Origin of the sequence: Streptomyces sp. 6-11-2 (genome assembly GCF_006540305.1) — a bacterium.
Lineage (GTDB): Bacteria > Actinomycetota > Actinomycetes > Streptomycetales > Streptomycetaceae > Streptomyces.
The window spans coordinates 6,561,152-6,586,625 of sequence record NZ_BJOR01000001.1; the positions used below are offsets into that span (position 1 = coordinate 6,561,152).

Annotated in this window: 29 protein-coding genes; 19 read left to right on the top strand and 10 right to left on the bottom strand. The window is 70.8% G+C overall.

Annotated features, from left to right (window positions below; genetic code table 11):
- Positions 1–17 precede the first annotated feature (17 nt).
- The 4 genes from TNCT6_RS29230 to TNCT6_RS29245 all read left to right on the top strand — a co-directional run bounded on the left by TNCT6_RS29230 (position 18) and on the right by TNCT6_RS29245 (position 3,239).
- Positions 18–776 carry an SDR family NAD(P)-dependent oxidoreductase gene (locus TNCT6_RS29230; RefSeq protein ID WP_253266259.1) on the top strand — a complete coding sequence of 253 codons (759 nt, stop codon included), beginning with the start codon at positions 18–20 and terminating at the stop codon, positions 774–776.
- Positions 773–1,843: a low specificity L-threonine aldolase gene (locus TNCT6_RS29235; protein ID WP_141363744.1), complete on the top strand. Its 1,071-nt coding sequence runs from the start codon at positions 773–775 to the stop codon at positions 1,841–1,843. The genes TNCT6_RS29230 and TNCT6_RS29235 overlap by 4 nt, the downstream gene beginning before the upstream one ends.
- An 89-nt stretch (positions 1,844–1,932) precedes the next feature.
- Complete coding sequence (locus TNCT6_RS29240; RefSeq protein ID WP_141363746.1) at positions 1,933–2,526, top strand: transglutaminase domain-containing protein; 594 nt, start codon at positions 1,933–1,935, stop codon at positions 2,524–2,526.
- 17 nt (positions 2,527–2,543) lie between these two features.
- Positions 2,544–3,239, top strand: coding sequence for a B3/4 domain-containing protein (locus TNCT6_RS29245; protein WP_141363748.1), 696 nt, complete (start codon positions 2,544–2,546; stop codon positions 3,237–3,239).
- 242 nt (positions 3,240–3,481) lie between these two features.
- On the opposite strand, the gene TNCT6_RS29250 is transcribed toward TNCT6_RS29245, so the two are convergent.
- Positions 3,482–4,210 (bottom strand): 1-acyl-sn-glycerol-3-phosphate acyltransferase, encoded by a 729-nt coding sequence (locus TNCT6_RS29250; RefSeq protein ID WP_141363750.1) that lies wholly within the window; start codon positions 4,208–4,210, stop codon positions 3,482–3,484.
- A 338-nt stretch (positions 4,211–4,548) separates the two neighbouring features.
- On the opposite strand from TNCT6_RS29250, the gene TNCT6_RS29255 reads away from it, so the two are divergent.
- From TNCT6_RS29255 to TNCT6_RS29275, 5 genes are all read left to right on the top strand, one after another.
- On the top strand, positions 4,549–4,875 hold the full coding sequence (locus tag TNCT6_RS29255) for a thioredoxin family protein (RefSeq protein WP_141363752.1): 327 nt from the start codon (positions 4,549–4,551) through the stop codon (positions 4,873–4,875).
- Between the two features lie 208 nt (positions 4,876–5,083).
- Complete coding sequence (locus TNCT6_RS29260; protein ID WP_141363754.1) at positions 5,084–5,602, top strand: flavin reductase family protein; 519 nt, start codon at positions 5,084–5,086, stop codon at positions 5,600–5,602.
- 219 nt (positions 5,603–5,821) lie between these two features.
- Positions 5,822–6,607 carry an electron transfer flavoprotein subunit beta/FixA family protein gene (locus TNCT6_RS29265; RefSeq protein ID WP_141363756.1) on the top strand — a complete coding sequence of 262 codons (786 nt, stop codon included), beginning with the start codon at positions 5,822–5,824 and terminating at the stop codon, positions 6,605–6,607.
- Between the two features lie 52 nt (positions 6,608–6,659).
- The gene (locus tag TNCT6_RS29270) at positions 6,660–7,622 is read left to right on the top strand and encodes an electron transfer flavoprotein subunit alpha/FixB family protein (RefSeq protein WP_141363758.1); all 963 of its coding nucleotides are present in this window, start codon (positions 6,660–6,662) and stop codon (positions 7,620–7,622) included.
- A gap of 245 nt (positions 7,623–7,867) precedes the next feature.
- Positions 7,868–9,172 (top strand): aldolase/citrate lyase family protein, encoded by a 1,305-nt coding sequence (locus TNCT6_RS29275; RefSeq protein ID WP_141363760.1) that lies wholly within the window; start codon positions 7,868–7,870, stop codon positions 9,170–9,172.
- Between the two features lie 224 nt (positions 9,173–9,396).
- Here the strand turns inward: TNCT6_RS29275 and TNCT6_RS29280 are convergent, their stop codons facing one another.
- Positions 9,397–10,467, bottom strand: coding sequence for a LacI family DNA-binding transcriptional regulator (locus tag TNCT6_RS29280; protein WP_141363761.1), 1,071 nt, complete (start codon positions 10,465–10,467; stop codon positions 9,397–9,399).
- A 224-nt stretch (positions 10,468–10,691) separates the two neighbouring features.
- Here TNCT6_RS29280 and TNCT6_RS29285 point away from each other — a divergent pair, with 224 nt between their 5' ends.
- Together TNCT6_RS29285 and TNCT6_RS40120 are read left to right on the top strand one after the other, a co-directional pair.
- Positions 10,692–11,645, top strand: coding sequence for an ROK family protein (locus tag TNCT6_RS29285; protein WP_141363763.1), 954 nt, complete (start codon positions 10,692–10,694; stop codon positions 11,643–11,645).
- 60 nt (positions 11,646–11,705) lie between these two features.
- Positions 11,706–12,293, top strand: a complete 588-nt coding sequence (locus tag TNCT6_RS40120) for a hypothetical protein (protein ID WP_172633081.1) — start codon at positions 11,706–11,708, stop codon at positions 12,291–12,293.
- A 66-nt stretch (positions 12,294–12,359) separates the two neighbouring features.
- Here TNCT6_RS40120 and TNCT6_RS29295 read toward each other — a convergent pair whose 3' ends face one another.
- Positions 12,360–14,408, bottom strand: a complete 2,049-nt coding sequence (locus TNCT6_RS29295; RefSeq protein WP_172633082.1) for an NPCBM/NEW2 domain-containing protein — start codon at positions 14,406–14,408, stop codon at positions 12,360–12,362.
- A 266-nt stretch (positions 14,409–14,674) separates the two neighbouring features.
- Here TNCT6_RS29295 and TNCT6_RS29300 point away from each other — a divergent pair, with 266 nt between their 5' ends.
- The 5 genes from TNCT6_RS29300 (at position 14,675) to TNCT6_RS29320 (ending at position 18,969) form a co-directional block, all read left to right on the top strand.
- A complete protein-coding gene (locus tag TNCT6_RS29300; RefSeq protein WP_141366896.1) occupies positions 14,675–15,943 on the top strand; it encodes an ABC transporter substrate-binding protein in 1,269 nt (422 codons plus the stop codon).
- Positions 15,944–15,962: 19 nt separating this feature from the next.
- Complete coding sequence (locus TNCT6_RS29305) at positions 15,963–16,877, top strand: carbohydrate ABC transporter permease (protein ID WP_141363767.1); 915 nt, start codon at positions 15,963–15,965, stop codon at positions 16,875–16,877.
- On the top strand, positions 16,874–17,797 hold the full coding sequence (locus tag TNCT6_RS29310; protein WP_141363769.1) for a carbohydrate ABC transporter permease: 924 nt from the start codon (positions 16,874–16,876) through the stop codon (positions 17,795–17,797). The genes TNCT6_RS29305 and TNCT6_RS29310 overlap by 4 nt, the downstream gene beginning before the upstream one ends.
- A 58-nt stretch (positions 17,798–17,855) precedes the next feature.
- Complete coding sequence (locus TNCT6_RS29315) at positions 17,856–18,053, top strand: hypothetical protein (protein WP_141363771.1); 198 nt, start codon at positions 17,856–17,858, stop codon at positions 18,051–18,053.
- A 682-nt stretch (positions 18,054–18,735) separates the two neighbouring features.
- Positions 18,736–18,969, top strand: a complete 234-nt coding sequence (locus tag TNCT6_RS29320) for a helix-turn-helix domain-containing protein (RefSeq protein ID WP_141363773.1) — start codon at positions 18,736–18,738, stop codon at positions 18,967–18,969.
- A gap of 15 nt (positions 18,970–18,984) precedes the next feature.
- Here TNCT6_RS29320 and TNCT6_RS29325 read toward each other — a convergent pair whose 3' ends face one another.
- Together TNCT6_RS29325 and TNCT6_RS29330 are read right to left on the bottom strand one after the other, a co-directional pair.
- Positions 18,985–19,497, bottom strand: coding sequence for a DUF6415 family natural product biosynthesis protein (locus TNCT6_RS29325; protein WP_141363775.1), 513 nt, complete (start codon positions 19,495–19,497; stop codon positions 18,985–18,987).
- A complete protein-coding gene (locus tag TNCT6_RS29330; RefSeq protein WP_141363777.1) occupies positions 19,494–19,757 on the bottom strand; it encodes a hypothetical protein in 264 nt (87 codons plus the stop codon). The genes TNCT6_RS29325 and TNCT6_RS29330 overlap by 4 nt, the downstream gene beginning before the upstream one ends.
- A 57-nt stretch (positions 19,758–19,814) precedes the next feature.
- On the opposite strand from TNCT6_RS29330, the gene TNCT6_RS29335 reads away from it, so the two are divergent.
- Positions 19,815–20,273 (top strand): DNA-processing protein DprA, encoded by a 459-nt coding sequence (locus tag TNCT6_RS29335; RefSeq protein WP_141363779.1) that lies wholly within the window; start codon positions 19,815–19,817, stop codon positions 20,271–20,273.
- A gap of 320 nt (positions 20,274–20,593) precedes the next feature.
- Here TNCT6_RS29335 and TNCT6_RS41955 read toward each other — a convergent pair whose 3' ends face one another.
- On the bottom strand, positions 20,594–20,998 hold the full coding sequence (locus TNCT6_RS41955) for a hypothetical protein (protein WP_308789476.1): 405 nt from the start codon (positions 20,996–20,998) through the stop codon (positions 20,594–20,596).
- Between the two features lie 49 nt (positions 20,999–21,047).
- On the opposite strand from TNCT6_RS41955, the gene TNCT6_RS41960 reads away from it, so the two are divergent.
- Positions 21,048–21,614 (top strand): hypothetical protein, encoded by a 567-nt coding sequence (locus TNCT6_RS41960; protein ID WP_308789477.1) that lies wholly within the window; start codon positions 21,048–21,050, stop codon positions 21,612–21,614.
- A 52-nt stretch (positions 21,615–21,666) separates the two neighbouring features.
- Positions 21,667–21,861, top strand: coding sequence for a hypothetical protein (locus TNCT6_RS29345; RefSeq protein WP_141363781.1), 195 nt, complete (start codon positions 21,667–21,669; stop codon positions 21,859–21,861).
- An 82-nt stretch (positions 21,862–21,943) separates the two neighbouring features.
- On the opposite strand, the gene TNCT6_RS41155 is transcribed toward TNCT6_RS29345, so the two are convergent.
- From TNCT6_RS41155 to TNCT6_RS40125, 4 genes are all read right to left on the bottom strand, one after another.
- Positions 21,944–22,147: a hypothetical protein gene (locus tag TNCT6_RS41155; protein WP_141363783.1), complete on the bottom strand. Its 204-nt coding sequence runs from the start codon at positions 22,145–22,147 to the stop codon at positions 21,944–21,946.
- Between the two features lie 287 nt (positions 22,148–22,434).
- Positions 22,435–24,789 (bottom strand): FUSC family protein, encoded by a 2,355-nt coding sequence (locus TNCT6_RS29355; protein ID WP_141363785.1) that lies wholly within the window; start codon positions 24,787–24,789, stop codon positions 22,435–22,437.
- A 144-nt stretch (positions 24,790–24,933) separates the two neighbouring features.
- A complete protein-coding gene (locus tag TNCT6_RS29360; RefSeq protein ID WP_301184430.1) occupies positions 24,934–25,152 on the bottom strand; it encodes a Rid family hydrolase in 219 nt (72 codons plus the stop codon).
- A 6-nt stretch (positions 25,153–25,158) separates the two neighbouring features.
- Entirely contained in the window at positions 25,159–25,329 is a 171-nt protein-coding gene (locus tag TNCT6_RS40125) for a hypothetical protein (protein WP_172633084.1), read from the bottom strand.
- Positions 25,330–25,474 lie beyond the last annotated feature (145 nt).

Sequence of the window (25,474 nt, forward strand, 5' to 3'; positions counted from 1 at the left end):
CGCAGGAGGCGAGGAACATGGTGGGGAACGGGGCTCTCAGCGGTGCGGTGATCGCGGTGGCCGGCGCGGGCGGACCGGCCGGCCGGGCGGCGCTGCTCAGGCTCGCCGAGGCGGGTGCGACCGTCGTCGGCGCGGACAACGACCCGGAGCGGCTCTCGCAGGCCGTGGACGCCGCCCGGTACGCCTCCGGCGGCGCCCGCGTCACCGGGGACACCGTCGACCTGCTCGACCTCCAGTCCACCCGCGACTGGGCCGCGCACATCGAGAAGGACTTCGGTCGGATCGACGGCCTGGTCCACCTCGTGGGCGGCTGGCGCGGCAGCGAGACCTTCACCAAGACCAGCCTGGACGACTGGGACTTCCTTGAGCTGCTGCTCATCCGCACCGTGCAGCACACCTCCCTGGCCTTCCACGAGGCGCTGCAGCGCAGCGAGCGCGGCCGGTACGTCCTGATCAGCGCGGCCGGCGCCAGCAAGCCCACCGCGGGCAACGCGGCGTACTCCGCCGCCAAGGCGGCCGCCGAGGCGTGGACGCTGGCCATGGCCGACTTCTTCCGCAAGGCGGGAAAGAGCGAGGGCGCCGAAGGGCCGACGTCCGCGGCTGCGATCCTGGTGGTGAAGGCGTTGGTGCACGACGCGATGCGCGCCGACCGCCCCAACGCGAAGTTCGCGGGCTTCACGGACGTCAAGGACCTGGCCGAGGCCATCGTCGACGTGTGGAGCAAGCCCGCCGCGGAAGTGAACGGAAACCGTCTGTGGCTGACCGACAAGCCGTGAACCCTCCCAGGACCGACGCGCGTCGCCATCACGACCCCGAGGTCCGCGGGTTCGCCAGCGACAACTACGCCGGGGTCCACCCGGAGGTGCTCGCCGCCCTGGCCGTGGCCAACGGCGGGCACCAGGTCGCGTACGGCGAGGACGACTACACCGAGAACCTCCAGCGGATCGTCCGCAGCCACTTCGGCGCCACCGCGGAGGCGTTCCCGGTGTTCAACGGAACCGGCGCGAACGTCGTGGCGCTCCAGGCGGTCACCGACCGCTGGGGCGCGGTGATCTGCGCGGAGAGCGCGCACATCAACGTCGACGAGGGCGGCGCCCCCGAGCGCATGGGCGGCCTGAAGCTGCTCACCGTGCCCACGCCCGACGGCAAGCTCACCCCCGAGCTGATCGACCGGCAGGCGTACGGCTGGGAGGACGAGCACCGGGCGATGCCGCAGGCCGTCTCGATCACCCAGAGCACCGAACTCGGCACCCTCTACACGCCCGAGGAGATCCGCGCCATCTGCGAGCACGCGCACGCGCGGGGCATGAAGGTGCACCTGGACGGCTCCCGCATCGCCAACGCGGCCGCCTCCCTGGACGTGCCGATGCGGACGTTCACCAACGCCGTCGGCGTCGACATCCTCTCCCTGGGCGGGACGAAGAACGGCGCGATGTTCGGCGAGGCGGTCGTGGTCCTCAACCAGGACTCCGTCCGCCAGATGAAGCACATCCGCAAGATGAGCATGCAGCTCGCCTCCAAGATGCGTTTCGTGTCGGTGCAGTTGGAGGCGCTGCTCGCCAAGGACCTGTGGCTGCGCAACGCCCGGCACGCCAACGAGATGGCGCAGCGGCTCGCGGAAGGCGTGCGCGCCGTGCACGGCGTGGAGATCCTCTACCCGGTGCAGGCCAACGGGGTCTTCGCCAAGCTCCCGCACGAGGTGAGCGAGCGCCTGCAGAAGCGGTTCCGCTTCTACTTCTGGGACGAGGCGGAGGGCGTCGTGCGCTGGATGTGCGCCTTCGACACCACCGAGGACGACGTGGACACGTTCGTGGCCGCGGTGAAGGAGGAGATGGCGCGCTAGCGGCCGCACACCGGTCGGATCTGCATAGTTATGCGATCGCTCGAAAAGTCATTGACGTTCGAGTGGTCGCATTCCTATGCTCTGCGGGCATGGAGCTGATCCAGAACACCCCTGACCTGTCTGCATATTTGGCCGCCGACGAGGTGATCGACCATGAGCACCCGATGGTCCGCGAGACGGCTGCCCGTCTCGCCGAGGGGGTGGCAGACTCGTATGCCTATGCACGGTCCGCGTACGAGTTCGTGCGCGACGGCATCCCGCACTCGCAGGACTCCGGCGACCCGCGCGTCACCTGGCGGGCCTCCGACGTCCTCCGGCTGCGCACCGGCATCTGCTACGCCAAGGCCCATGCCCTGGCGGCGCTGCTGCGGGCCGAGGACATCCCGACGGCGCTGTGCTACCAGCGGCTGACGCACGACGGCGACGGCGGGCACGTGGTGCACGGACTGATCGCCGTCCGGTTCAACGGAGCCTGGCACCGGCAGGACCCGCGCGGCAACAAGCCGGGCGTCGACGCCCGGTTCTCCCTCACCGGTGAGCGCCTGGCCTTCGTACCGGATCCGAAGTCCAACGAGCTGGACTATCCGGTGCTGTACGCTGAACCGCACCCGGCCGTGCTGGCCGCCCTCACGGCCGCTCCGGACCGGCCGCGGCTGTGGAAGACGCTCCCTGCCGCACTCTGACCGCGAGGCGGGAGAACATGGCACCGACGCTCACCGTGTCCGACGAGGTACGCGCACTCACGCCCGGCTTCACCCACGTGGCCGTCGAGGCCCACGGGCTGGTGGGCGGACCGAGCACCGATGCCTCCTCGGCGCTCCTCGACGAGGCCGCACGCCGTCTGGCGGCGCGGCTGGAGGGGCGCGCCCCGCACGAGGACCCGCACATGGCCGCCTGGCGCGAGACCTACACGGCGTTCGGCTCCAAGCCCTCCCGTACCCGCAACTCGGCGGAGGCGCTGGCCCGGCGGGCGGTGACCGACGCCGGACTGCCCCGTATCAACCTGCTCGTCGATCTCTACAACGCCATCAGCGTCGCCCATCTCATCCCGGTCGGAGGCGAGGACCTCGACCGGATCGAGGGCGGTATGCGCCTGGTGCGGGCCAGCGGCGAGGAGGACTTCGTGACCGTCGCGGGCGGCGAGGAGACCGTCGAACACCCGGACGCGGGCGAGGTGGTGTGGTGCGACGAGGCCGGCGTGACCTGCCGCCGCTGGAACTGGCGCCAGGGCCCGCGTACCCGTCTCACCGAGCAGACCGCGTCGGGCATCTTCCTGCTGGAGAGCCTGCCCCCGATGCCGGTGGCCGAGGTGGAGGCGGCGGCGGCCGAACTCGCCGAGCTGCTGGAGAAGTTCAGCCCGGGCGCCGAGGTCACCGTACGGCCGCCCGCGTCATAGGGTCTTTCGTTTGGATCAGGTCGGATCAGGGAGCGGGGTCCGGTGCCGTGGATCGCACGGCGGAGGAGGGCGGCAGGGCGGAGCCCTGCCAGGCCGACGACAACGCGGCTGGGGGTACCCCCTGCTCGAAGAGCTTGGGGGAGCGCTGTCAGGGCCCGCGAGCCCGGCATGATCCAAACAAGAGGCTCTGGACCCGGGCCCGCTCCGTCACCTTCCGGTGCGCCGTGCGGTCCCGGCCGGGTTCAGTGCGCCCCGGCCGTGCGGAGCTGGTCCGGGGTGGGGGCCGTGCCGCCGAGGTGGGCGGGCATCCACCAGGTGTCGTCGGCAGACCGGGGGCGGACCGGGTAGGCGCGCTGGGCGGCCTCCAGGAGCTCCTGGACGCGTTCGCGCAGCCGGCGGGTGAGGGCGCCCGCGTACTGCTCGCGGGAGGCCTCCATGGCCTCGCCCACGCGGATCGTGACTGGGATGTGGCTGCGCTTGAAGTTGCGCGGGTGGCCCTTGGTCCACAGCCGCTGCGTGCCCCAGACGGCCATCGGGATCAGCGGAACACCCGCCTCCTGCGCGAGGCGTGCCGCGCCCGACTTGAAGCTCTTCAGCGTGAACGACTCGGAGATCGTGGCCTCCGGGAACACCCCGATCACCTCGCCGGACCGCAGCGAGTCCAGCGCTCGCGCGTACGCCGCCTCACCGTTGGCGCGGTCCACCGGGATGTGCTTCATGCCGCGCATCAGGGGACCGGAGATCCGGTGCCGGAAGACCGACTCCTTGGCCATGAAACGCACCAGGCGCTTCTGCGGGAGCGCCGCGAGCCCGTTGAAGACGAAGTCCAGATAGCTGATGTGATTGCTCACCAGCACGGCGCCGCCCGTGCGCGGGATGTTCTCCGAGCCCCGGCAGTCGATCTTGAGGTCCCACGCCTTGAACATCGTGCGGGCGAGACCGATGACGGGGCGGTAGACGAGCTCTGCCATGAGCGGGACGGACCCTTCTCTCTGCCAGGGAAGGGGCTCCCGGCTGAAGTTACGCTGCCGTAGGTTTACGGCCTGTCGCAGATCGTGCCCCAAGAACGGCCCGGGAGCCAGTCCACGTGCCCGTCCACGGCGAGATCCTCGTCACGTCACCCGTGAGATTCCGCCCGACGGCCCACAGCGGCCACACCGCGCCCACGGACCGCCGGCCGCGGCCACCGCCCGGCGGACCCGTCCCGGGTTCCGGGAATCTCCGCGCTCGCGGGCGCGCTGAACCGGTCGGCGCGCGCGGGCGCGTTCGCGAAGGTACGGCGGCGGCACAGCGGAACAGGAGAGCAGGCGTGGGGGGATGTGGCGAGGACAGGCGGCTCGGGGCGGCCGAACTCGGTGAGGACCTCGGCGCGCGTGCCACGCTGGTGCAGTTCTCCAGCGCCTTCTGCGCACCCTGCCGGGCGACCAGGAGAGTCCTCGGCGAGGTGGCCCGCATGGTCCCCGGCGTGGCGCACGTCGAGGTCGACGCCGAGGCCCGGCTCGACCTCGTGCGCGAACTCGGAATCCTCAGGACGCCGACCGTGCTCGTCCTCGACGCGGACGGCCGCGTGGTACGGCGGGCCGCCGGACAGCCGCGCACGGCGGACGTCATCGCGGCCCTGGGGGAGGCGTTGTGAGGTCCGGATCCATGACGGCGGGACAGCACCCACATCCCGGGACGTACTTGACTGGGCACGCCAACTATCGTGAGCCTGACCGCTTGCCCGCGGAACTCCTTCTTCTCGGGCGGCCCCGCGTCGACCCAGCCCGCCCCACGAGCGCGTGCCGCCCGGACTGTTGAGCAGCCACGGATCCCGCTCGTCCGACCAGCAGAAGGACAGCTCCATGACGGCCACGTCCGACCTGGGCGCCTCCGCCACCGTCCGGCTCGCCTCCCCCCAGCTGCTGCGCTCCGTCTTCCGGCGGCACGCGGCGGGCGTCGCGGTGATCACCGCCCGGGGCGACGCCGGTCCGGTCGGCTTCACCGCCACCTCCCTCACCTCCGTCTCCGCCGAGCCCCCGCTGCTCTCCTTCGGCGTCGGCACCGGCGGCTCCAGCTGGCCGGCGATCGCCGCGACCGACCACGTCGGCGTCCACATACTCGGGGAGCACCAGGAGGAACTGGCCGCCACCTTCGCGCGCAGCGGTGCCGACCGCTTCGGAGCGCCGACGGCGTGGCGCGAGGGCCCCGAGGGGGTGCCCGTCCTCGACGGCGTGCTCGCCTGGATGGTGTGCCGGGTCGTCACGCGGGTGCCGGCCGGGGACCACCGCATCGTGCTGGCCGAGGTCGTCCTGGGCGACCCCACGGGCGTCGGCCGTCCGCTTCTCTACCATCAGGGCCGCTTCGGCGCGCTGCGTGATTGATCACCTCGGCGCTCCCCTGCGAAGCCGTCGGGTTCCGGTTACGCTGCGTTGCGAAGGTCACAGTTCAAAGCGCTTGCTCAGCGGGCATGAACTGGGTGTACTGGCGAGTAATATTCCGCTCGGAGCGCGCGGTCGCCCTGACCGGGATCGGCCGCTTCAGGCGCCTATGCTGCCTGCAGGAAGGCAGCCCAGAGAAGACGATGCAGTAGGAGAGCCGGCGTGAGCTTGAGGATCGTTGTCACTGTGAAGTACGTGCCCGACGCCACTGGCGACCGGCACTTCGCCGATGACCTGACCGTCGACCGGGACGACGTGGACGGTCTGCTCTCCGAGCTGGACGAGTACGCGGTCGAGCAGGCGCTGCAGATCGCGGAGAACGCCGACGAGGCTGAGGTCACCGTTCTGACGGTGGGTCCGGAGGACGCCAAGGACGCGCTGCGCAAGGCGCTTTCGATGGGCGCCGACAAGGCGATCCACGTCGAGGACGACGACCTGCACGGCACGGACGCCATCGGCACCTCGCTGGTGCTGGCCAAGGCGATCGAGAAGGCCGGCTACGACCTGGTGATCTCCGGCATGGCCTCCACCGACGGCTCCATGGGCGTGGTCCCGGCGCTGCTGGCCGAGCGCCTGGGCGTGCCGCAGGTGACGCTGCTGGCCGAGGTGTCGGTCGAGGACGGCACCGTGAAGGGCCGCCGGGACGGCGACGCCGCCTCGGAGCAGCTCGAGGCGTCCCTGCCCGCGGTGGTCTCGGTCACCGACCAGTCGGGCGAGGCCCGTTACCCGTCCTTCAAGGGCATCATGGCGGCCAAGAAGAAGCCGGTTCAGTCCTGGGACCTGTCCGACCTGGACATCGACGAGGACGAGGTCGGTCTGGAGAACGCCTGGACGGCCGTCGACTCCGCCACGGAGCGCCCGGCCCGCACCGCCGGCACGATCGTCAAGGACGAGGGCGAGGGCGGCAAGCAGCTCGCCGAGTTCCTCGCGAGCCAGAAGTTCATCTGAGGCCCGCAACCCGCCGACCGCCCCCCTTCGCAAGCAGGAGAGAAGAAGTCCCATGGCTGAAGTCCTCGTCTACGTCGACCACGTGGACGGTGCCGTCCGCAAGCCGACCCTGGAGCTGCTGACCCTGGCCCGCCGCATCGGCGAGCCGGTCGCCGTCGCCCTCGGCGCGGGTGCCGCGGACACCGCCGCGACGCTCGCCGAGCACGGCGCGGCGAAGGTCCTCACCCACGACGCGCCCGAGTACGCCGACTACCTGGTCGTGCCGAAGGTGGACGCCCTCCAGGCCGCGGTCGAGGCCGTCTCCCCGGCCGCCGTGCTCGTCCCGTCCTCCGCCGAGGGCAAGGAGATCGCCGCCCGCCTGGCGCTGCGCATCGGTTCCGGCATCATCACCGACGCCGTCGACCTGGAGGCCGGCGACGAGGGTCCGGTGGCCACCCAGTCGGTGTTCGCCGCCTCGTACAGCACCAAGTCCCGTGTCTCCAAGGGCACCCCGGTCATCACCGTCAAGCCGAACTCGGCCGCCGTGGAGGCCGCCCCGGCCGCCGGTGCGGTCGAGGCCCTCAACGTGTCCTTCTCCGCCCAGGCGACCGGCACCAAGGTCACCGGCCGGACGCCGCGTGAGTCGACCGGGCGTCCGGAGCTGACCGAGGCCGCGATCGTGGTCTCCGGCGGCCGTGGCGTGAACGGCGCGGAGAACTTCGCGGTCATCGAGGCGCTCGCCGACTCCCTCGGCGCGGCCGTCGGCGCCTCGCGTGCCGCCGTCGACGCCGGCTGGTACCCGCACACCAGCCAGGTCGGCCAGACCGGCAAGTCCGTGTCCCCGCAGCTGTACATCGCCAACGGCATCTCCGGCGCGATCCAGCACCGGGCCGGCATGCAGACCTCGAAGACGATCGTCGCGGTCAACAAGGACTCCGAGGCCCCGATCTTCGACCTGGTCGACTACGGCGTGGTCGGCGACCTGTTCGCGGTCGTCCCGCAGCTCACCGAGGAGATCAAGGCCCGCAAGGGCTGATCCTCCGACGCCGACCGAGGCCCCCGTGCCCCGCCCTCTCCGGGTGGGACGCGGGGGCCTCGGCTCGTCCTGGCGGCACACCCCCGGAGTCCCCGGAGCCTCGACGGGTGATCCCCTCCTCCCGCGCGCCAGGATGAAGGCGTGGGCGGTCGCGCGAAAGACGGTGTTGACCCACGGGAAGATCCACGGATAACTTCGTACTGCGGATTATTGATTCCGAGAAGCGGAAAACAGGAGGGTGTGGGATGGGTCAGGGCCAGCAGGAGAACGTGGCGACGAGCCTCGCGGGCGCTGTCAGCGAGGAGATCAGCGCCTCCCTCGCGCCGGTCGACGCCGAACTGGAGCGCCTCTACCCGGGCGACCCCGGTACCCGCCAGCCCGTGCACACCGTCTACGTGCCCGGCGACGTCTTCGACGCCGGCACCATCCGCTCCTGGGGCGACCAGGCGCTCGCCGCGCTCGACGAACACGCCCCGGACGCGGCCTCCTTCGCCGCCGTCCTCGGCCTGAGCGACGAACTGGCCGCTCCCGTGTACGACCGCGTCCGCGCCAAGCTGGAGCGGGAGCCCGTCGAGGACCTGCGGATCGACTTCGAGGACGGCTACGGCCCCCGCCCGGACGCGGAGGAGGACGAGGCGGCCGCCCGCGCGGCCAGGCTGGTCGCCGAGGCGCACCGGAACGGAACGGCCGCCCCCTACATGGGCATCCGCATGAAGTGTCTGGAGGCGGCGGTCCGCGACCGGGGCATCCGCACCCTCGACATCTTCCTCACCGGCCTGATGGCGGACGGGGGCCTGCCCGAGGGGCTGGTCCTGACTCTGCCGAAGGTGACCTATCCCGAGCAGGTCACCGCCATGGCCCGGCTGCTCGAGGCCTTCGAGAAGGCCCATGGGCTGGCGCCCGGCCGCCTCGGCTTCGAGCTCCAGATCGAGACCAGCCAGTCCATCCTCGCCGTCGACGGCACCGCCACCGTCGCCCGGATGATCCAGGCCGCCGAGGGCCGCGCGACCGGACTGCACTACGGCACCTTCGACTACAGCGCCTGCCTCGGTGTCTCCGCCGCCTACCAGGCCAGCGACCACCCGGCCGCCGACTACGCCAAGGCCGTGATGCAGGTCGCCGCGGCAGGCACGGGCGTACGCGTCTCGGACGGCTCCACCAACGTCCTGCCGGTCGGCCCGACCGAGAAGGTGCACGACGCCTGGCGGCTGCACTTCGGCCTCACCCGCCGCGCCCTGGCCCGCGCCTACTACCAGGGCTGGGACATGCATCCCGGCCACATCCCCACCCGGTACGCGGCCGTGTTCGCCTTCTACCGCGAGGGCTTCGAGCAGGCGGCGGCCCGCCTGGCCCGCTACGTCAGCCGTGCCGGCGGCGAGGTCATGGACGAGCCCGCCACCGCCAAGGCGCTCAGCGGCTACCTGCTGCGCGGCCTGGACTGCGGCGCCCTCGACTCCGCCGAGGTCGCCCGGCTCACCGGCCTGACCCGCGCCGACCTGGAGTCCTTCTCCGCCCCGCGCCGCGGCGACCTGACCGCCTCGGCGCAGTAGCCGGGGACACCGACAGGGGCGTGACCGCGGGGTCCTGACTCCCGCGGTCACGCCCCCGTGCGTGTCTCGGCGCCGCCCCGATCATCCGCGTGCTCCACCTGGTACGGGTGTCCAGCCGCGTGTCCCGCCTGCCCCGCGCGCGCAGGCGGCGGATCCGGCCCTGCCGCGCGCAGCATCGCCCGGGTGCCTCCCGGAGAGCCCGCGGGGCCGGCCCCACGAGTGGTTCAGTCCGACGGTGGCAGTTCGCCCGAGCCGCGGGTGACCAGCCGGGTCGGGAGTTCGATGCGTTCCGGGGCGAGGAGGGTGCCGTCCAGCTGGCGGAAGAGGCGCTCGGCGGCGGTCCGGCCGAGGGCCGCCGCGTCCTGGGCGACGACGGTGACGCCCGGCTGGAGCAGATCGGCCAGTTCGATGTCGTCGAAGCCGACGAGGGCGACCCGGCGCGCCTGCTCGGCCAGCACGCGGATCACGGTGACGGTCACCCGGTTGTTGCCCGCGAAGACCGCGGTGACCGGATCGGGCCCGGACAGCATCGTCTCGGCGGCGCGGCGCACCCGTTCCGGGTCCGTGACGCCCAGCGACATCCAGGAGTCCTCGACCGCTATGCCCGCGTCCTGCATCGCCGCCCGGTAGCCGCGCAGACGCTCGGCGGCCGTGTGGATGCGGGGCATGTCGCCGATGAAGCCGATCCGGCGGTGGCCGTGGGCGATCAGGTGGGCGACGCCGTCGCGGGCGCCGCCGAAGTTGTCCGACAGTACGACGTCGGCTTCGATGTTCCCGGCCGGACGGTCCACGAACACGGTCGCGACGCCCGCCTTGATCTCCGGCTCCAGATACCGGTGGTCGTCACCGGCCGGGATCACGACCAGCCCGTCCACCCGCCGTGCGCACAGTGCCAGCGCCAGTTCCTGCTCGCGCTCCGGGTCCTCCGCGCTGGAGCCGTTGATGAGCAGGGCGCCGTGGGCGCGGGCCACCTCCTCCACCGCGCGGCTCAGCGGCCCGTAGAACGGGTCGGCTAGGTCTTCCAGGACCAGGCCCACGCTCGACGTACGGCCCTTGCGCAGCACCCGCGCGCTGTCGTTGCGGCGGAAGCCCAGGGCCGCGATGGCGTCCTGGACGCGCCGCTCCGTGTCCGGGGTGACCCCGGGCTCGCCGTTGACCACGCGGGAGACGGTCTTCAAGCCGACGCCCGCGCGTGCCGCCACGTCCTTCATCGTCGGACGGCTGCCGTAGCGGTTCCCGGAGCCGCGATGCGGGTGGTCTGCGGGGCGGTCTGCTCGACGGGCGGTCTCGGGCACGGTGCGGTGTCCTGTCCTGTCGTCCACGGGGACGAATCGCGTTCACGGGGATGCGTCGGTCCATGGGTTCGTATGAGGATGTGGCGTCGAGCATAGAACCTGGACAACGTTGTCATATGCACGAGAGACTGTCCACCGCATACTCCGGACCGCGCCCCCCACAGCGATACCGGACTGCGCCCACCTCTTGGTTTTCTCATGGTTGACGGGGAGATCTGACTCTGATGCACACCGACCTCGTGGCTGCGCTGGACATCGGCGGCACCAAGATCGCCGGAGCGCTGGTGGACGGCCGCGGCGGCATCCTGGTGCGCGCGCAGCGCCCGACGCCCGCGCAGGAGGACGGGGACACCGTGATGCGGGCCGTGGCGGAGGTACTCGGTGAGCTGGGAGCGTCGCCGCTGTGGGGGCGTGCCACGGTCCTGGGTATCGGCAGCGCGGGCCCGGTGGACGCCTCCGCGGGCACGGTCAGTCCGGTCAACGTGCCCGGCTGGCGGGGCTATCCGCTGGTCGAGCGGGCCCGTGCCGCGGCCGGCGGCCTGCCCGTGGAGCTGATCGGCGACGGTGTGGCGATCGCGGCGGCCGAGCACTGGCAGGGTGCCGCCCGCGGACACGACAACGCGCTGTGCATGGTCGTCTCCACCGGCGTCGGCGGCGGCCTGGTCCTCGACGGGCGGCTGCACCCCGGCCCGACCGGCAACTCCGGACACATCGGCCACATCAGCGTCGACCTCGACGGCGACCCGTGCCCGTGCGGTTCGCGGGGCTGCGTGGAGCGCATCGCGAGCGGCCCGAACATCGCTCGCCGGGCCCTGGACCACGGCTGGCGCCCGGGTCCCGACGGCGACACCTCGGCCGCCGCGGTGGCCGCCGCAGCCCGCGCCGGGGACCCGGTCGCCATGGCTTCCTTCGCCCGCGCCGCCCGCGCCCTGGCCGCGGGCATCGCCGCCACCGCGACCCTGGTCGAGATCGACATCGCGGTGATCGGCGGGGGAGTGGCCAAGGCGGGGGAGGTGCTCCTCGCCCCGCTGCGCCGGGCCCTGGCCGACTACGCCACCCTCTCCTTCGTACGGCGTCTGACGGTCGCCCCGGCCCAGATGGGCACGGACGCCGGCCTGGTGGGAGCGGCGGCGGCAGCGCTCGCGGCGCGAACGGGCGTGACGGCGGCCGGGGTCTGAAACGGCGGCCGCGGTCCATGATGTGAGCCGTGCACGTCGGAAGCCGGAGGGGGACTGGTGGTGGCGCAGCAGAGTACGGCCGGGGGCGGAAACGCCCTGGCGCTCTTCCTGCTGGTGTGGGGAGTCGTGGCCGTCGTGTTCGGCGGCGGACTGGCCTTCGACCATCGCGGGGCGACACGGCAGAGGTTCCGGCTGAACGGCCGGCCGTGGCGGCCGAAAACGTCACGAGACATCAAGCTCGTCCGGACGTTCGGTGGAGCCTTCGCCCTGATCGGCGCCGGGGCGCTCGTGCAGGGCGCGCTGTTGCTCGAACCGAGTTCCGGGGTGGAATGGCAGAAACTCCCGCACATCGGCCTGCCGACCTGCGTCGTGACGACATCCCTGGTCGTGATCGGCATGGTCCTGCGGTGGCGGACCGACCCGGGCCCGCTGCGGTCGGCCTGGTCGGCCGGGGTCACCCAGCGCATCGCGTTGGTGGCGGTCGCCTTCTCGCCGCCGCTGTTCGTCGTGTGCTGGTGGGCGCTGGGGCCGGGCCCCCTCAGCGTGGTGCCGGGGCTGGTGGCCGTCGCCGCCTCGCTGGTGCTCTTCCTGGGGCGGCAGCGGCCGGACCCCTACGAGGACCCGCTGGGCGACCTCGGCCCCCTCTGAGAGCCGGACGCGTGCGAGGAGGCGCTCCCGGCGCGTGAGTCGCCGAGCAACGCCTCCTCGCACGGCTCAGCACACCAGGCGGGCGTCCGCCCAGTCCGCGTGGTCCGAGTCGATCCCGTCGCCGCCGTCCGTGACGACGAGGCGGACCACCTGCGCGCCGGTCACGTCGGCCGACAGCGGCCGCGCGCCGGTCGCGTTGGTGAGGACCCCGGTGGCGGCGGCCTTCCTGCCGTCCGCCCAGATCTCGAACGCGACCGTGCCCTTGCCGTTCTTCTCGTCGTCGACGCCGACGTCGGCGGTGACCGTCCGGCAGGTCCCGCCGGTGTAGTACTCGACGGCGCTCTCCGCGTGGACGCCGAGCCCCTTGGCGTACACGACCCCGCCGAGGGTGATCGGGTGACCGTCACCGGCGGCGCTCTCGCCGTTGCTGGTGTCGCGTTCCACCGGGCCGTAGCCGTTGGTGGCCGAGAGCCAGGGAAGGTCACTGAGGTACGACGTCCCGGCGGGCGGCCGCACCACCACGCCGGCGGAGAAGGCCAGGGCGCTGTCGGCGCGGGCGCCACCGGGGGAGCGGTGACGCGCCTGAAGCGTCAGGTCGTACGACCCCGTCGGCGTTCCGGCCGGTGCGGTGACCGTCCAGAGGGTGCGCAGCGCCTTGCCCGTCGGTACCGACTCGGCGCGGGTCGCGGACTCGGGCCGTACCGTCCAGCCCTCGGGGCCGGTCAGGGCCACGGAGACCTGCGTGGCCGGCGTACGGCCCAGGTCGGTGACGGTCGTGGTCAGCGTCGCCGGCTTGCCCGCCTCCAGCAACGGAGCGCCGTCCAGGCCGAGTTCGACGACGGGCGGGTTCGCGGCCCAGCGGCGGTCGGGGAAGACCCGGACCAGGACGGTGCCGTGGGACGGAACGGTCGCCGAGATCGTGCCCGCGGTGTTGTAGGAGCGGTGCCGCCACAGATCGCGCAGGGTGTAGGCGGCGGCGTCGGGCAGGCCCACGGCCCGCGCGGAGGTGGCGACGCGCTGCGGGCTGCCGGTCTCGTTGAACAGGGCGACGGCGCGGCTGCCGTCCTTCATCTCCTTGGCCACGACCCAGCGCCCGCCCTCGGAGGAGACGACGGCGCCCTGCTTGCCCAGCGGGTCCTGGTCGACGGCGATGACCTCCTTGTTGGCCAGGATGTCGAAGGTCGCCTCGGAGGCCTTGCGCAGGTCCGATCCGATGAGGAGGGGCGCGGCCATCACGGACCACATCGAGAAGTGGGTGCGGTACTCGGCGTCCGTCATGCCGCCGTTGCCGACCTCCAGCATGTCGGGGTCGTTCCAGTGGCCCGGACCGGCGTACGGGGCGAGCGGCAGGTTCTGCTTCAGGATCGACAGCATCGAGCCCCAGCTGTCGCTGATGTCACCGGTCGTGCGCCACAGGTGCCCGACGTCGGAGGCCCATTCCCAGGGCTTGTTCTCGCCCCATTCGCAGAGGCTGTAAACGATGGGCCGGCCGGTCGCCCTCAGCGCGTCCCGCATGGTGGTGTACCGCAGCTCGGCGTCCACGCCCTGGTTGTTGCAGTTGTCGTACTTGAGGTAGTCCACACCCCAGTCGGCGAACTGCTGGGCGTCGCTGTACTCGTGGCCGAGCGCGCCGGGGAATCCGGCGCTGTTGCACGTCTTGGTGCCGGCGCTGGTGTAGATGCCCAGCTTGAGTCCCTTGGAGTGCACGTAGTCCGCGACGGCCTCGATGCCGTTCGGGAACCGGACCGGGTCGGGCACGAGCTTGCCGTTCGCGTCGCGGGCGGGCAGGGCCCAGCAGTCGTCGAGATTGACGTACTGGTACCCGGCGTCCTTCAGCCCTTTGGCGACGAAGAGGTCGGCGATGCCCTTGACCATGGACTCGTCGAACTCGGCCCGGCAGTGCGTGGAGTTCCAGTTGTTGAAGCCCATCGGAGGGGTGAGGGCGAGCCCGTCGGCCCGCGTGGGCGTGACGGAGTCCCGCGCGGCGGTCGCGGCGGTGGGTGCCCCGGCGGGTGCGGCGACGGCCGGGGCGGCAAGTCCCGTGGTGCACAGCAGTCCTGCGGTCAGAGCCCCGACCACTGTGCGGCGGGCGGTGCGCGTGTGCGGGTGACGCATGAGAACGCTCCTCCGAACTCGCGAAAGATGGGATGACATCATGTCCGCGTCATCGGTGCGCGGTTATGGTAGGAGCTGTCGGACTCTGTTGGAAGAGAAGCGGTAACGGTTGTTCGATATCCCGTCAGAACCCTTGACTCCAAGGCAAGTTGGCGGTGAGATCCAACCCTCTCGTTCGGTTGTGTTGGGTGCACCCCGAGGAGGGGGATATGGCGCAGTCATCGTTCAACCGGCTCGTTCCGCCGACAGATGAAGCAGGACATCCGATCTCCCGGCGCAATGTTCTGCGGGGTGCGGCCCTCGGAGCGGGCATGGTCACACTTCCCGCCCTGCTGTCCGCCTGCGGTTCCGGGCCCGGTGGCGGCAAGAACGAGGTCAGCGTCGGGTCGAACGCCTCGGACGCGGTACCGAAGAAGGCGTACGCGGCGGCGTTCGACGCCTACCGGAAGCAGTCCGGCAAGAAGGCCAAGGTCAACACCAAGGACCACAACGACTTCCAGGAGAACATCAACCGGTATCTCCAGGGCCGGCCCGACGACGTCTTCATGTGGTTCGCCGGGTACCGCATGCAGTACTTCGCGGAGAAGGGGCTGCTGACCGACATCAGCGACGTGTGGTCGTCCTTCTCCGGGTTCTCCGACGCCCTCAAGGCGCAGTCGACGCACGACGGCCGGCAGTTCTTCGTGCCGTACTACTACTATCCGTGGGCCGTCTTCCACCGGACGAGCCTGTTCCAGCAGAAGGGCTACCAGCAGCCCAAGACCTGGGACCAGTTCATCGCGCTGGCCAAGCGGATGTCCAAGGACGGCACCCCTGTCGCCTTCAGCGACAAGGACGGCTGGCCCGCCATGGGCACCTTCGACTACATCAACCTGCGCCTGAACGGATACGACTTCCACAAGTCCCTGATGGCGGGCCAGGAGGCGTGGACCGACAATCGGGTGAAGAAGGTCTTCGACACCTGGCGCGAACTCATGCCGTACTACCAGAAGGGCGCCCTCGGCCGGACCTGGGAGGAGGCCGGGCAGAGCCTTCAGCAGCGCAGGACGGGCATGGCCGTCTTCGGCATGCCGCACCCCGGCAGCCAGTTCCCGGAGAACGAGCGCGACGACATCGACTTCTTCGCGTTTCCCGAGATCGACCCGCAGTACGGCCAGGACGCCGTGGAGGCGCCCATCGACGGCTTCCTGGTGGCGAAGAAGTCCAAGAACGTCGCCGCCGCCAAGGACCTGCTCAAGTGGCTCGGCACACCGAAGGCCGAGGACATCTACCTCCAGTACGACCCGAACAACGTGGCCGTCAACTCCGGCGCCGACACCTCCAAGTACAGCGCCCTGCAGAAGAAGTCCGCCGAACTCGTCTCCGGCGCCCGGCAGATCTCGCAGTTCCTGGACCGCGACACCCGCCCCGACTTCGCCTCCACCGTGATGATCCAGGCGATCCAGGACTTCATCGGCGACCCGAAGGACGTCGACGGGCTGTGCAACAGCATCGAACGGCAGAAGAAGACCATCTTCTCGCAGCCCGTCGGCTGATCACTGGAGGACATCTTCCGTGGCGCTCACCTCGCCGCGGCGCGCCGGACGGCCACGGCTGCGCCGGTTCACCCGCCGCGACCTCGCCGTCCTCGTCGTGCTGCTCGGCATACCGGTGCTGCTCGACGTCGCCATCGTCTGGGGTCCGACGCTGGCCTCCATCGGACTGTCCTTCACCTCCTGGGACGGCATCGGGGACATCCACTGGGCCGGGGGCGAGAACTACCGGAACCTCGCGGAGAACTACCCGCCGTTCTGGCCCGCGGTCCGCCACAACGTTCTCTGGCTGCTCTTCCTCGGACTGATCGCGACGCCGTTCGGACTGTTCCTGGCCGTGCTCATCGACCGGGGGGTCCGCTTCAGCCGCTTCTACCAGTCCGTGCTCTACCTGCCGGTGGTGCTCTCCCTGGCCATCGTCGGCTTCATCGCCCAACTGCTGCTGGGCACCGACCAGGGCGCGGTCAACACCCTCCTCGGCAACCGCGCCGACCCCGTCGACTGGCTCGGCGACTCCCGCCTCAACATCTGGATGATGATGATCGCGGCGAGCTGGCGGCACGTCGGCTACGTCATGATCCTCTACCTGGCCGGCCTGAAGTCCGTCGACCCGGCGCTGAAGGAGGCGGCGGCGATCGACGGGGCGAACGAACGCCAGACGTTCTTCCGCGTGGTCCTGCCGACACTGCGCCCGGTGAACGTCGTGGTCGGCGTCATCACGGTCATCGAGGCGCTGCGCGCCTTCGACATCGTCTACGCGGTCAACAAGGGCCGCAACGGCCTGGAACTGCTGTCGGTGCTGATCACCGACAACATCATCGGCGAGGCCAGCCGCATCGGCTTCGGCTCCGCCATCGCCGTGGTCCTGCTCACCGTGTCCCTGGGGGGCATCGTGACGTTCCTGGTCCAAGAGCTGCGAGGGGCCCGCGACCGATGACGGCAGACATCCGCACCACCGCGCCCGTGCACCGCCCGGCGCAGGCGCCCGCACGGCCGGCGGGGCCCCGGCGGCGGGGCCGCTGGGGCGTGCAGATCTTCCTGGCGGCGGTGTCGCTGGCGTTCGTCGCGCCGCTGCTGCTCGCCGTCTACGCCTCCCTGCGCCCCTACCAGGACACGGCGCAGAACGGCTACTTCTCCTGGCCCAGCCATCTGTCCTTCGCGTACTACCGCCAGGCCTACACCGAGTCCGGCATGGGCGGATACTTCGTCAACACGCTGATCATCGCGGTGCCCGCGGTGATCGTCACGCTGTTCCTTGCGGCGTTCGTGGCGTTCGCGGTCTCGCGCCTGAGACTGCGCGGCGGCCTCGTCCTGCTGATGTTCTTCACGGCGGGCAACCTGCTCCCGCAGCAGGTGATCGTCACGCCTCTCTACGTCCTGTTCAACAGGATCCCGTTGCCGTGGTGGATGTCCGACTCACTGACGATGTACGACTCCTACTGGGCCGTCATCGTCGTCAACATCGGCTTCCAGCTGGGCTTCTGCGTCTTCGTCCTGGCCAACTTCATGCGCACGCTGCCCCAGGAGATCCTGGAGGCGGCGATCGTCGACGGCGCGGGCGTGTGGACCCGGTTCTGGCGCATCACGCTGCCGCTGTGCCGACCGGCCCTCGCGGCCCTGGCCACCCTCGAGTTCACCTGGGTCTACAACGACTTCCTCTGGGCCCTGATCTTCATCTCCGACCCCGGCAAGCTTCCGATCACCTCCTCCTTGAACAACCTGCGCGGACAGTTTTTTACGGACTACAACCTGCTGGCGGCCGGATCGGTCCTGGTGGCCCTTCCGACGATCGTGGTCTTCCTGCTCCTGCAACGCCACTTCATCGCGGGACTGACGCTGGGGTCGACGAAGGGGTGAGTGCTCCCGTCGGGTGCACGAGCGTGACCCGCGGCCGGTCGGCGCAGTTGAACCGAGCATGAAGAAGCGCAGCATGCTCGCCCTCGCGTCCCTGGCCACCGGATTCGTCGTGGCCGCCGTCACGCCGTCGCACGCCGTCGACCACGACGGGCTCGGTGATCGGAGCGTGAAGGACATCGTGGGCACCGTCGACCAGGTCGTCGGTCAGGAAGGCCACACGACGGACGACGACGCGTCCGGGCGTCACCACGGCTGACGCCCGTCGGCCCGGCGCGGCGCCGGCGCCCCTGTCGCGGGGGTGCCGGCGCCGTCCTGTGGACAGCCCTCAACTGGGGCTGGTTTCCGCGGCAGGGTGGAGCGGGCAAGCCACAGGGGGCCGACAGCAGAGGGGGACCCGTGATCGTCTGGATCAACGGCGCATCCCTCGTTTGGGCAGGTCAACGGCCCACCTGCGGAAACGTCCTCACTTGAGCTGACCCTAGTTGATCGGGGTTGGTTTTGGTTGACCCTGGCTGTCAAGATCTTTCCCCCATCCGTTCCCCATGGGGAATGGGAGCGGCCCCAGGCGTACGAGTCGCCTGGGGCCGCTCTTCATGACCAGGACGGGAAATCCACCTGGGGAGGCGGACTAACTCCCGCCCTGGTCACGGTGTTCAACGAATACATCGTGCACACGTCACCGCCTCGATGTCATCAGTACGAGTGGGATTGGTGCTTACTCGGCTGACTCGCGGGGTGCGACCGCCCATCCGTCGACGAGGGGGTACTCACGACGGATGGGCGGACGAACCAGCACGGGCCTGGCGTTTGTCCGTGCTGGGTCTATGGAGGGGCGACGGGTCTCTTCCCCGTGTCACCCCTGACTACCCCACCCTGCGGCCGAAAATGTTGAACACATTCAGCAGACATGTGATCAACTTCAGCAGAGCGTTTGTCGAGTGCGAGACCTGCCCGACGACGACTCCTGGATCCCCGAGCAACGCCGGGCCATCGGCACCCGCATCCGCGCCGAACGCGAGAGGCAACGCCTCACCCAGGAACAGGTCATCCTCGCCGCGCGCATCGACCGCGTCACCCTCTGGCGCCTCGAAACCGGCCAAGACACCAAGCTCAGCACCCTTTTACGCATCGCCTTCGTCCTCGACGTCCCCCTCCGCGACCTCATCGGCTGAGGCTGGAGCTCAACCTCAGCGCCGACGCACCGCAGCGGCACACCGGGCGTGAACGCGGCCCGCACCCGCCGTCCCACCGGACGAGCCGGCATGGTCGTACGGCTGGGACACATCGCCAGCCCTGATCGGCTGGTCGCAAGCGAGGCACATGACGATGCCGGTCAGCGTCTCGTAGTGGTCGCACAGCGCCATCAGCGACCGGGCCAGCCTCCGGGCATGCGCCTGCGCACCGTACTCACCCTCGCCGGCCTGTGAACTGAGCTTGCGGCGTGCCTCGCCGAGGCAGGCGAGCGCGCAGTACCGGGGCACGTCGTCGCGGGGGAGCTTCGCAGCAGCCTGCTCGACCTGCGGGACGATCAGCTCCATGTGCCCTCGCAGCAGACCGGTGAGCTGCTCGAGGGCTTCGCCAGTCGGCGGCTCTTCACCCTCGGGTGGGAGGGCCCGAGCCGCACTGCGGCGCATCGTCGCGGTGTCCGCCGGCGGCAGGGCGCCGGCTCTCGTGCTCCGGTTCGTGGCCGCCGCGCTCATGCTGCGCGCTCTCGTGCTGGGGTGCTGGAGACGGCCAGTACGCGCGCGATGCGTTCTGCGCATGCCCCTTCGCCCCCGTGCTCGCCGATCTCGTAGTCGAACGAAGTGACCCACCGGCCGCCGGAGGCGGCGATATCCTCGGTGAGGCGGCTGTTGAGCGGGTTGGTGACCGTCAGCCGCATCCCGGCGGCGTCGATGCCGACCTGGAGGCCGTGATTCTCCAGGTGGCGCGCAAGGTTTTGCAGGTCGTTGGTGTCCACACGCAGACGATCCCAACTCCGCCACGGGTGCGGGATCTGACAATCTATGACACGGAGATGATCTTGACGCGCGCGATCACGATCACGGGCACCCGCAACACCAGCCACAAACCCCTCGACGAGTACGCCCAGCTCTTCACCGACTTCCTCGGCCCCTTCGCCACCGACGCCCACTTTTACATCGGCGGCGCGCGCGGCATCGACGCCCTCACCCTGCTCTGGCTCGCCGGCAACACCGACGCCGCACTCACCGTCGTCGTCCCCGGCACCGTCTGCCAGCAGCCCGCCGAAGCCCGGCAGGCCATCGCGCGCGTCCGGGACCGCATCACTGAGGTCGTCGAACTCGCCGCACCCGAGCTGAACGCGGCTGCCTACCACGCCCGGAACCGGTGGATGGTCGACCACTCCGCGATGACGATCGGCTTCCCGCTGGCCGGTCAGCTCCACTCCGGCACCTGGCAGACCCTCAACTACACGCGAGATCAGGGCAAACCTCACGTAGTCGTCCCCATCTGACCACCAACTGCTGCACGATGAGCAGCATGGACGACAGGGCCGCAGGCGCTGCCACACTCAAACGGCTCCGGAGACGGCGAGGCCTCTCCCTCGCCGGCCTCGCCCGCGCGCTCACCGACACCGCCCGCGCCTTACACCAGCCGCCCCTGCCCGTCGTGGCCAGCGTGCAACGGTCTGTCGCCCGCTGGGAAGCCGCACGGCCGACGATGCCCGACGAGCGGTACCAGCTCCTCCTCGCCCACCTCTACGCCCACACCCCGAGCGGTGACATCGCCCTCGGCGTCGGCAGCGACTTCGCCGAATACCTCCAGGCGCTCGGCCTACTCGGGGAGAGCGAGAAACGTACCGCGGAACTCCGCACCCACGTCCTGCGCGCTGCCACCGACGCCGGCGGCAGCATGCTCGCCCTCCTCGCCCCCGGCCTCCACGCCAACCTCGCCGCCGCCCTGGTCGACCCCGCGCGCACCGACGAGCAGACGCTCGCCGGGCTCGCCTCTGTCATCTCCGACGTCAACGCCGAGGTCGGGTCGCTGCCGATGGTGCGCCTCCAGCTGCTCCTCACCCCCGCGGTCGAGGCCGCGCGTCGTCTCCTCGCCGGGCCGATCCCTCTTGAGGTCGCTGCCCCGCTGCGACAGGTCGCCGTTGCTGGAGATTACCCTCGCCGGCCGCCTCAGCTTCGAGACCCGCGACGACGCCGCGTCCCGGGCCCTGTACGACGAAGCCACCCGCGAGGCAGGCCTCCTCGAGGAACCGTGGCGGCAGGCCAGCGTCCACATGAGCCACGCCCTCGTCACCCTCTACTCGGTGCAGGGCCCCGAGCGGGCGCGGCTACTGGTCGACCAGGCTGTCCGTGCCGCGCGCACCGGTGAGTCCACCTTGATGCGGGCCCGCGCGCACACCCTCCAGGCCGAGCTTGCTGCCCGGGCCGGCTTGGAGCGGCAGGCGCAGACCGCTCTCGGGCTGGCTTGGTACGACATGGACGCCGACCATGCCGCCGATCCCGCGCCGACGAGCTTCTCGCCCGGCCACCTGCGCGGCTTCGAGGGCGTCTGCGAGCTGTACATCGGCGACCCGGCCGCCGCGCACGACCGATTCGCCCGCTCGGCTACCGCACTCACCGCGCCCCGGGAGCAGGTGCAGCGCGCGATCGTCACCACGGACCAGGCACTGGCCCGGATCCGGCTCGGCGAGCCGCAGGCTGCGGCCGAGCTGCTGCACGAGTGCGTCGCAGCGGCCTCCAGCACCGGCGGCCGGGTGCCGGCGCTCGGTTGCGGAGGGCGCGGCAGGAGTTGCGGCCGTGGCGGCGGGAGGATTGGGCGGCGGACCTGGACGATCACCTGATGGATGTGCTCGGGGCCTGACCGCTGTCAGTGCTGCCGCGTAGGCTTCTCCCATGTCCTTCGACGTCCACGTCCCTGGTTCCGTGCGGCCGTCCGAGGTCGTGAACCAGGAGATTCGCGCCCTGGTCACAGCATGCGGTGGCTGGCTGTACGGGGAGACGCGGGACCGGTACGAGCGGCTCGTCGCGGAGTGGACTGTCGCCGTCGCGCGCGAGCGGATGCTCGGGGACGTCGTGAAGGCGGCGTAGGATCGATGCCCGTGGCAACCATCGACTTCCCCGCCGACCTAGGGCGACCTAGGGCCGGTTTCAGAAGTGGTCTTCGGTGGCGCTAGTGAGCGTTGCGCTCTGCGGCGGCATGCCACCAACCAGGTGGAGACGCACCGGTGACGTTGGCGGTGGGTTGGTCAGGGTGAAGCCCGAGCCGTTGAAGCGCGCTCGCGTGGATGCAGACATCGAACCAGCCGTGCCAGTGGCCGTCAGGACCGATGCCGCAGGCCAAATCCCACCGGATCTCGTTTGGGGCGAGGGGCATCCAGTCGATGCCGCGGTCTCGCAGTCAAGCGCGGGCAGCTGCCATCGGGTGGAGGCGGCCCGGCAGGTTTTCGTAGACCGCGATGCTGATCCAGCCGGTGGTCGGTGTGTCCATGACGCCCATGATGCCGGGCGGCCGGGCAGGTTTCCGCACTGTCTCACGGCGCCGCCGTGCAGCAGCCGTCAGCCCGCCCCCGTCCGCATACCTCACACAGCATGGGATACAGCCACCGCTCCAGCTTCGCGAAGATTCACCCTGACGAGCCGAAGTCAGTAACCGACCTTGTGCTACCGCCACCAGGGGCGGCGGCGGACCTCCGCCATGTGCTGCGCGGGCTCGCTCACCGACTGGGCGTCTTTGCTCAGGTGATGCAGGTGCTCTTGCACCCAGAACAGGTGCGGGTGCGGCAGTTCAGGCTCCGGCGACGCTTCGACTGGTGCGTTCGCGTCGGCCGTTGACGCCTGCCTTGGCATGGCTGGCGCCATCAACAGCGGCGGCGAAACCGTCGTCGGTCCGAGTGATGGCCGGCTCACCTCCTGGGCGATCGTTCCGTAGAACCCGGCCAGGTCCGCCGCCTCGATCCGGAGCCCGGTGCAGGCCGACGCGCCCGCGTACCCGTCCGACCCCGCCAGCGGCATGCAGGCGCTCCCGGGGTCGGCCGACGCGACCGGCGTGGCCGGCCGCAGCGCGGCCAGGGTATGCGCGGTCAGCCGCAGCCGGGTCGCGGCGTTGACCAGCGTCCACAGGTCTTCCTTGCCCAGCTTCTTGCTTCCCTGCTCGGTGAGGAAGCAGCGCATCGCGTCGTCGAGCCTGATGCCCGCGCTCACCGCGGCGATCGAGGCGGCCGGCGGCACCATCAGCTCGCTGAGCGCCCAGTCCACCGCCTGGGTCAGGAACGCCGCGCCGGAGCGGAAGGCGTCGGCGAGATCGTCGCCGACCACCGACGACACCCCGCGTGGCCACAGCAGCACGCCGACCGCCAGGCTGACACCGCAGCCGATCGCCACGTCCTCGATCCGCAGCAGCCCGATCGTCCAGCCGACCGGGGCGAGCAGGTTGAACACCACCACGACCGTCACCGTGAAGGCGGCCTGCCCGACCAGGAACGACGTGGTTCCCGGCGCGTACGCGGCGACGAGCACCGCCACCGGGAATACCGCCCACAGCGCGCCGGGATGGGTCCCGATCCCGATGAGCAGCGCCGCCCCCACCACGAAACCGACGACGGTGCCGCCCAGCGCGCGCAACGCCGTCGATCCGGTCGCCGCTGCGCTGGTGCGCAGCACCGACAGCGTGCCAAGCACCACCCAGAACGCGTCCTGCACCCCGGACGCGTCCGCGACGGCGACGGCAGCGGCGAGCGCCACCGCCGCGCGCAGCGAGTTGAGGAACCAGACCGAGCGGACGGACGCGTGCCGCCGCACCAGGGTGACCGCACCGATCAGGCCCTGCATCCGGGGTGAGTTGGTCGCTATCCGGGGTGAGTTGGTCGCTGCGGCCAGCGCGGCGGCGGCAGGCGTGGCGTTTGCAGGCACGATGGCGGCCGGGGCCGCCGCGGCGGTGGCAGCGTCGGTGGAGAAGCCGTACCAGTCACGGCGCTCCGCCTCGACCGCCTTGGCGGAGGCACGGTGGCTGACGATCAGCGCGTCTGCGGCGGCGCCGCGGGCGACGACCGCGATCGACTGCGCGTGCACCGCCTGCGCCGCCGCGACCCGTGCGTCCGGCTCGCCGGCGCGGCCGGACAGGTCACGCAGACGCTCCGCCGACCGCCTCCGCGCCCTCTCCAAAGCGGCGAAATCGGGGTTGGCCGCCTGGCCGGCGAGCAGCGCCTGCGTATCGGCGAACAGGCCTGCGGCGGCGCGCAGCAGCGCGCGGTCTTGCGGGCAGGAACGGGCCAGGTCGATGTGCCCGTCGAACGCGTCGCCAACCTGCGACGCGCCCCACTCCAGCAGCTGCACCAGGCTGCCCAGCGCTTGGTCGGCGGTGCCAAGCATGGTCGGGCGATACGGCGCGGCGTCGAACGCGGCGCGCAGTCGCTCCTTGGCCGCGCGCATCGCCGCGGGCGTCGTCGTCTGGCCGTCGGCGGCGGCGCGCAGACGGCCGGCCAGCTCGCCCGCCAGCTCGGCGGTGGCGGCGCGCAGCCGGTGCCCCGGCGCGGGCGGCGAGAGCAGCAGCACCGCGATGGTTCCGGCGACGGACGCCATCCACCAGCCCTCAAGCCGGCTCGGAATCGTGGCGGCGCCGCCCGCGGAGACAACCGGCAGCACGTAGGCGAACATGGCCGCGATGGCGCCGGTCGCCGCGTTCGGGCCGACAATCCCGCCGAAGAAGATCGCGAACGTGACGGGGACCGTGACCAGGGCGGCGAGCCAGGTTGTCCCGCTCACCAGCGTGCCGATGATCAGCGCGAGGCTGCCAACGACGGCGAATTGCGTGTGCGCGGACAGCTTGTTGGTCCTGGTACCGCCGAATCCGGCGATGACCAGCGTGGCGATCCCGCCGAAGGTGGCGTACAGCGCGGTCTGCGGGCTGCCGATCACCTTGTAGGCGATCGCGAACAGCGACGGAACAACGATGGCCGCCCGCACAGCGCGCATCGCGGCTGGTACTGACCAGGTCGGTTTCCACCATTCCTGCGGCACCCACTCAACCCTACCTACGGAACTCGTGCCGGGTGACGCTGGGGCTCGGTGGGGAGCGTTCTGCTCATCCTGTTCGCCATCATGATGTGGATCGCGGGCCGCGCCGTGGCTTGCGCGCCGTGCTGGCGCGGTGATGCTGGCTGCTCAGCTCGTGGGCGGCTTCGCCGCGATGACTTCGAGCTCGACCTTGAAGCTCGGCCATATGAACCTGTCCACCACCGCCATCATCGACGCGATCTCGTGCTTGATCACCTCGCGCCGGACGACCCAGTACGCGTCGACGTCATTTTCGTCGACCAGCCACTGGCGCACGCTCACGATGTCCATCAGGCTCGCTCCGGCCTTCGCGAGGATGCCCTCGATGTTGCGTCATGCTTGTCTCGCCTGATCGGTGATGTTGTCCGCCAACGCGCCGTTCTCGTCCAGCCCAGGCGTTCCCAACACGAGGATCAGCTCGTAGCCGGGCGGAACGCGAACCGCATCCGCATAGTGGCCGATCCGCTCCGACACGGGGAAGCAGATGACTTCGGGCTTGCTCATTCCAGTACCTCCTTCGAACCAGTCACCGCGGGACTCTGGCATCCTGCCTGGCGGGCAGGGCTCCTGCGGTCCGCCCGAGCCCGGTCGCCGCTGCTCCCCCGTGAGCCACCCGCCAGCCGTCCGCCACGACACGCCCTCAGCCGCC

What these genes read in the sequence shown, in the direction of transcription:
- TNCT6_RS29230 (WP_253266259.1), top strand. Translation starts at nt 18, where the DNA reads ATGGTGGGGAACGGGGCTCTCAGCGGTGCGGTGATCGCGGTGGCCGGC.
- TNCT6_RS29240 (WP_141363746.1), top strand. Translation starts at nt 1,933, where the DNA reads ATGGAGCTGATCCAGAACACCCCTGACCTGTCTGCATATTTGGCCGCC.
- TNCT6_RS29245 (WP_141363748.1), top strand. Translation starts at nt 2,544, where the DNA reads ATGGCACCGACGCTCACCGTGTCCGACGAGGTACGCGCACTCACGCCC.
- TNCT6_RS29250 (WP_141363750.1), bottom strand. Translation starts at nt 4,210, where the DNA reads ATGGCAGAGCTCGTCTACCGCCCCGTCATCGGTCTCGCCCGCACGATG.
- TNCT6_RS29260 (WP_141363754.1), top strand. Translation starts at nt 5,084, where the DNA reads ATGACGGCCACGTCCGACCTGGGCGCCTCCGCCACCGTCCGGCTCGCC.
- TNCT6_RS29270 (WP_141363758.1), top strand. Translation starts at nt 6,660, where the DNA reads ATGGCTGAAGTCCTCGTCTACGTCGACCACGTGGACGGTGCCGTCCGC.
- TNCT6_RS29275 (WP_141363760.1), top strand. Translation starts at nt 7,868, where the DNA reads ATGGGTCAGGGCCAGCAGGAGAACGTGGCGACGAGCCTCGCGGGCGCT.
- TNCT6_RS29285 (WP_141363763.1), top strand. Translation starts at nt 10,692, where the DNA reads ATGCACACCGACCTCGTGGCTGCGCTGGACATCGGCGGCACCAAGATC.
- TNCT6_RS29295 (WP_172633082.1), bottom strand. Translation starts at nt 14,408, where the DNA reads ATGCGTCACCCGCACACGCGCACCGCCCGCCGCACAGTGGTCGGGGCT.
- TNCT6_RS29310 (WP_141363769.1), top strand. Translation starts at nt 16,874, where the DNA reads ATGACGGCAGACATCCGCACCACCGCGCCCGTGCACCGCCCGGCGCAG.
- TNCT6_RS29315 (WP_141363771.1), top strand. Translation starts at nt 17,856, where the DNA reads ATGAAGAAGCGCAGCATGCTCGCCCTCGCGTCCCTGGCCACCGGATTC.
- TNCT6_RS29325 (WP_141363775.1), bottom strand. Translation starts at nt 19,497, where the DNA reads ATGAGCGCGGCGGCCACGAACCGGAGCACGAGAGCCGGCGCCCTGCCG.
- TNCT6_RS29335 (WP_141363779.1), top strand. Translation starts at nt 19,815, where the DNA reads ATGATCTTGACGCGCGCGATCACGATCACGGGCACCCGCAACACCAGC.
- TNCT6_RS41960 (WP_308789477.1), top strand. Translation starts at nt 21,048, where the DNA reads ATGAGCCACGCCCTCGTCACCCTCTACTCGGTGCAGGGCCCCGAGCGG.
- TNCT6_RS29345 (WP_141363781.1), top strand. Translation starts at nt 21,667, where the DNA reads ATGTCCTTCGACGTCCACGTCCCTGGTTCCGTGCGGCCGTCCGAGGTC.
- TNCT6_RS41155 (WP_141363783.1), bottom strand. Translation starts at nt 22,147, where the DNA reads ATGCCCCTCGCCCCAAACGAGATCCGGTGGGATTTGGCCTGCGGCATC.
- TNCT6_RS40125 (WP_172633084.1), bottom strand. Translation starts at nt 25,329, where the DNA reads ATGAGCAAGCCCGAAGTCATCTGCTTCCCCGTGTCGGAGCGGATCGGC.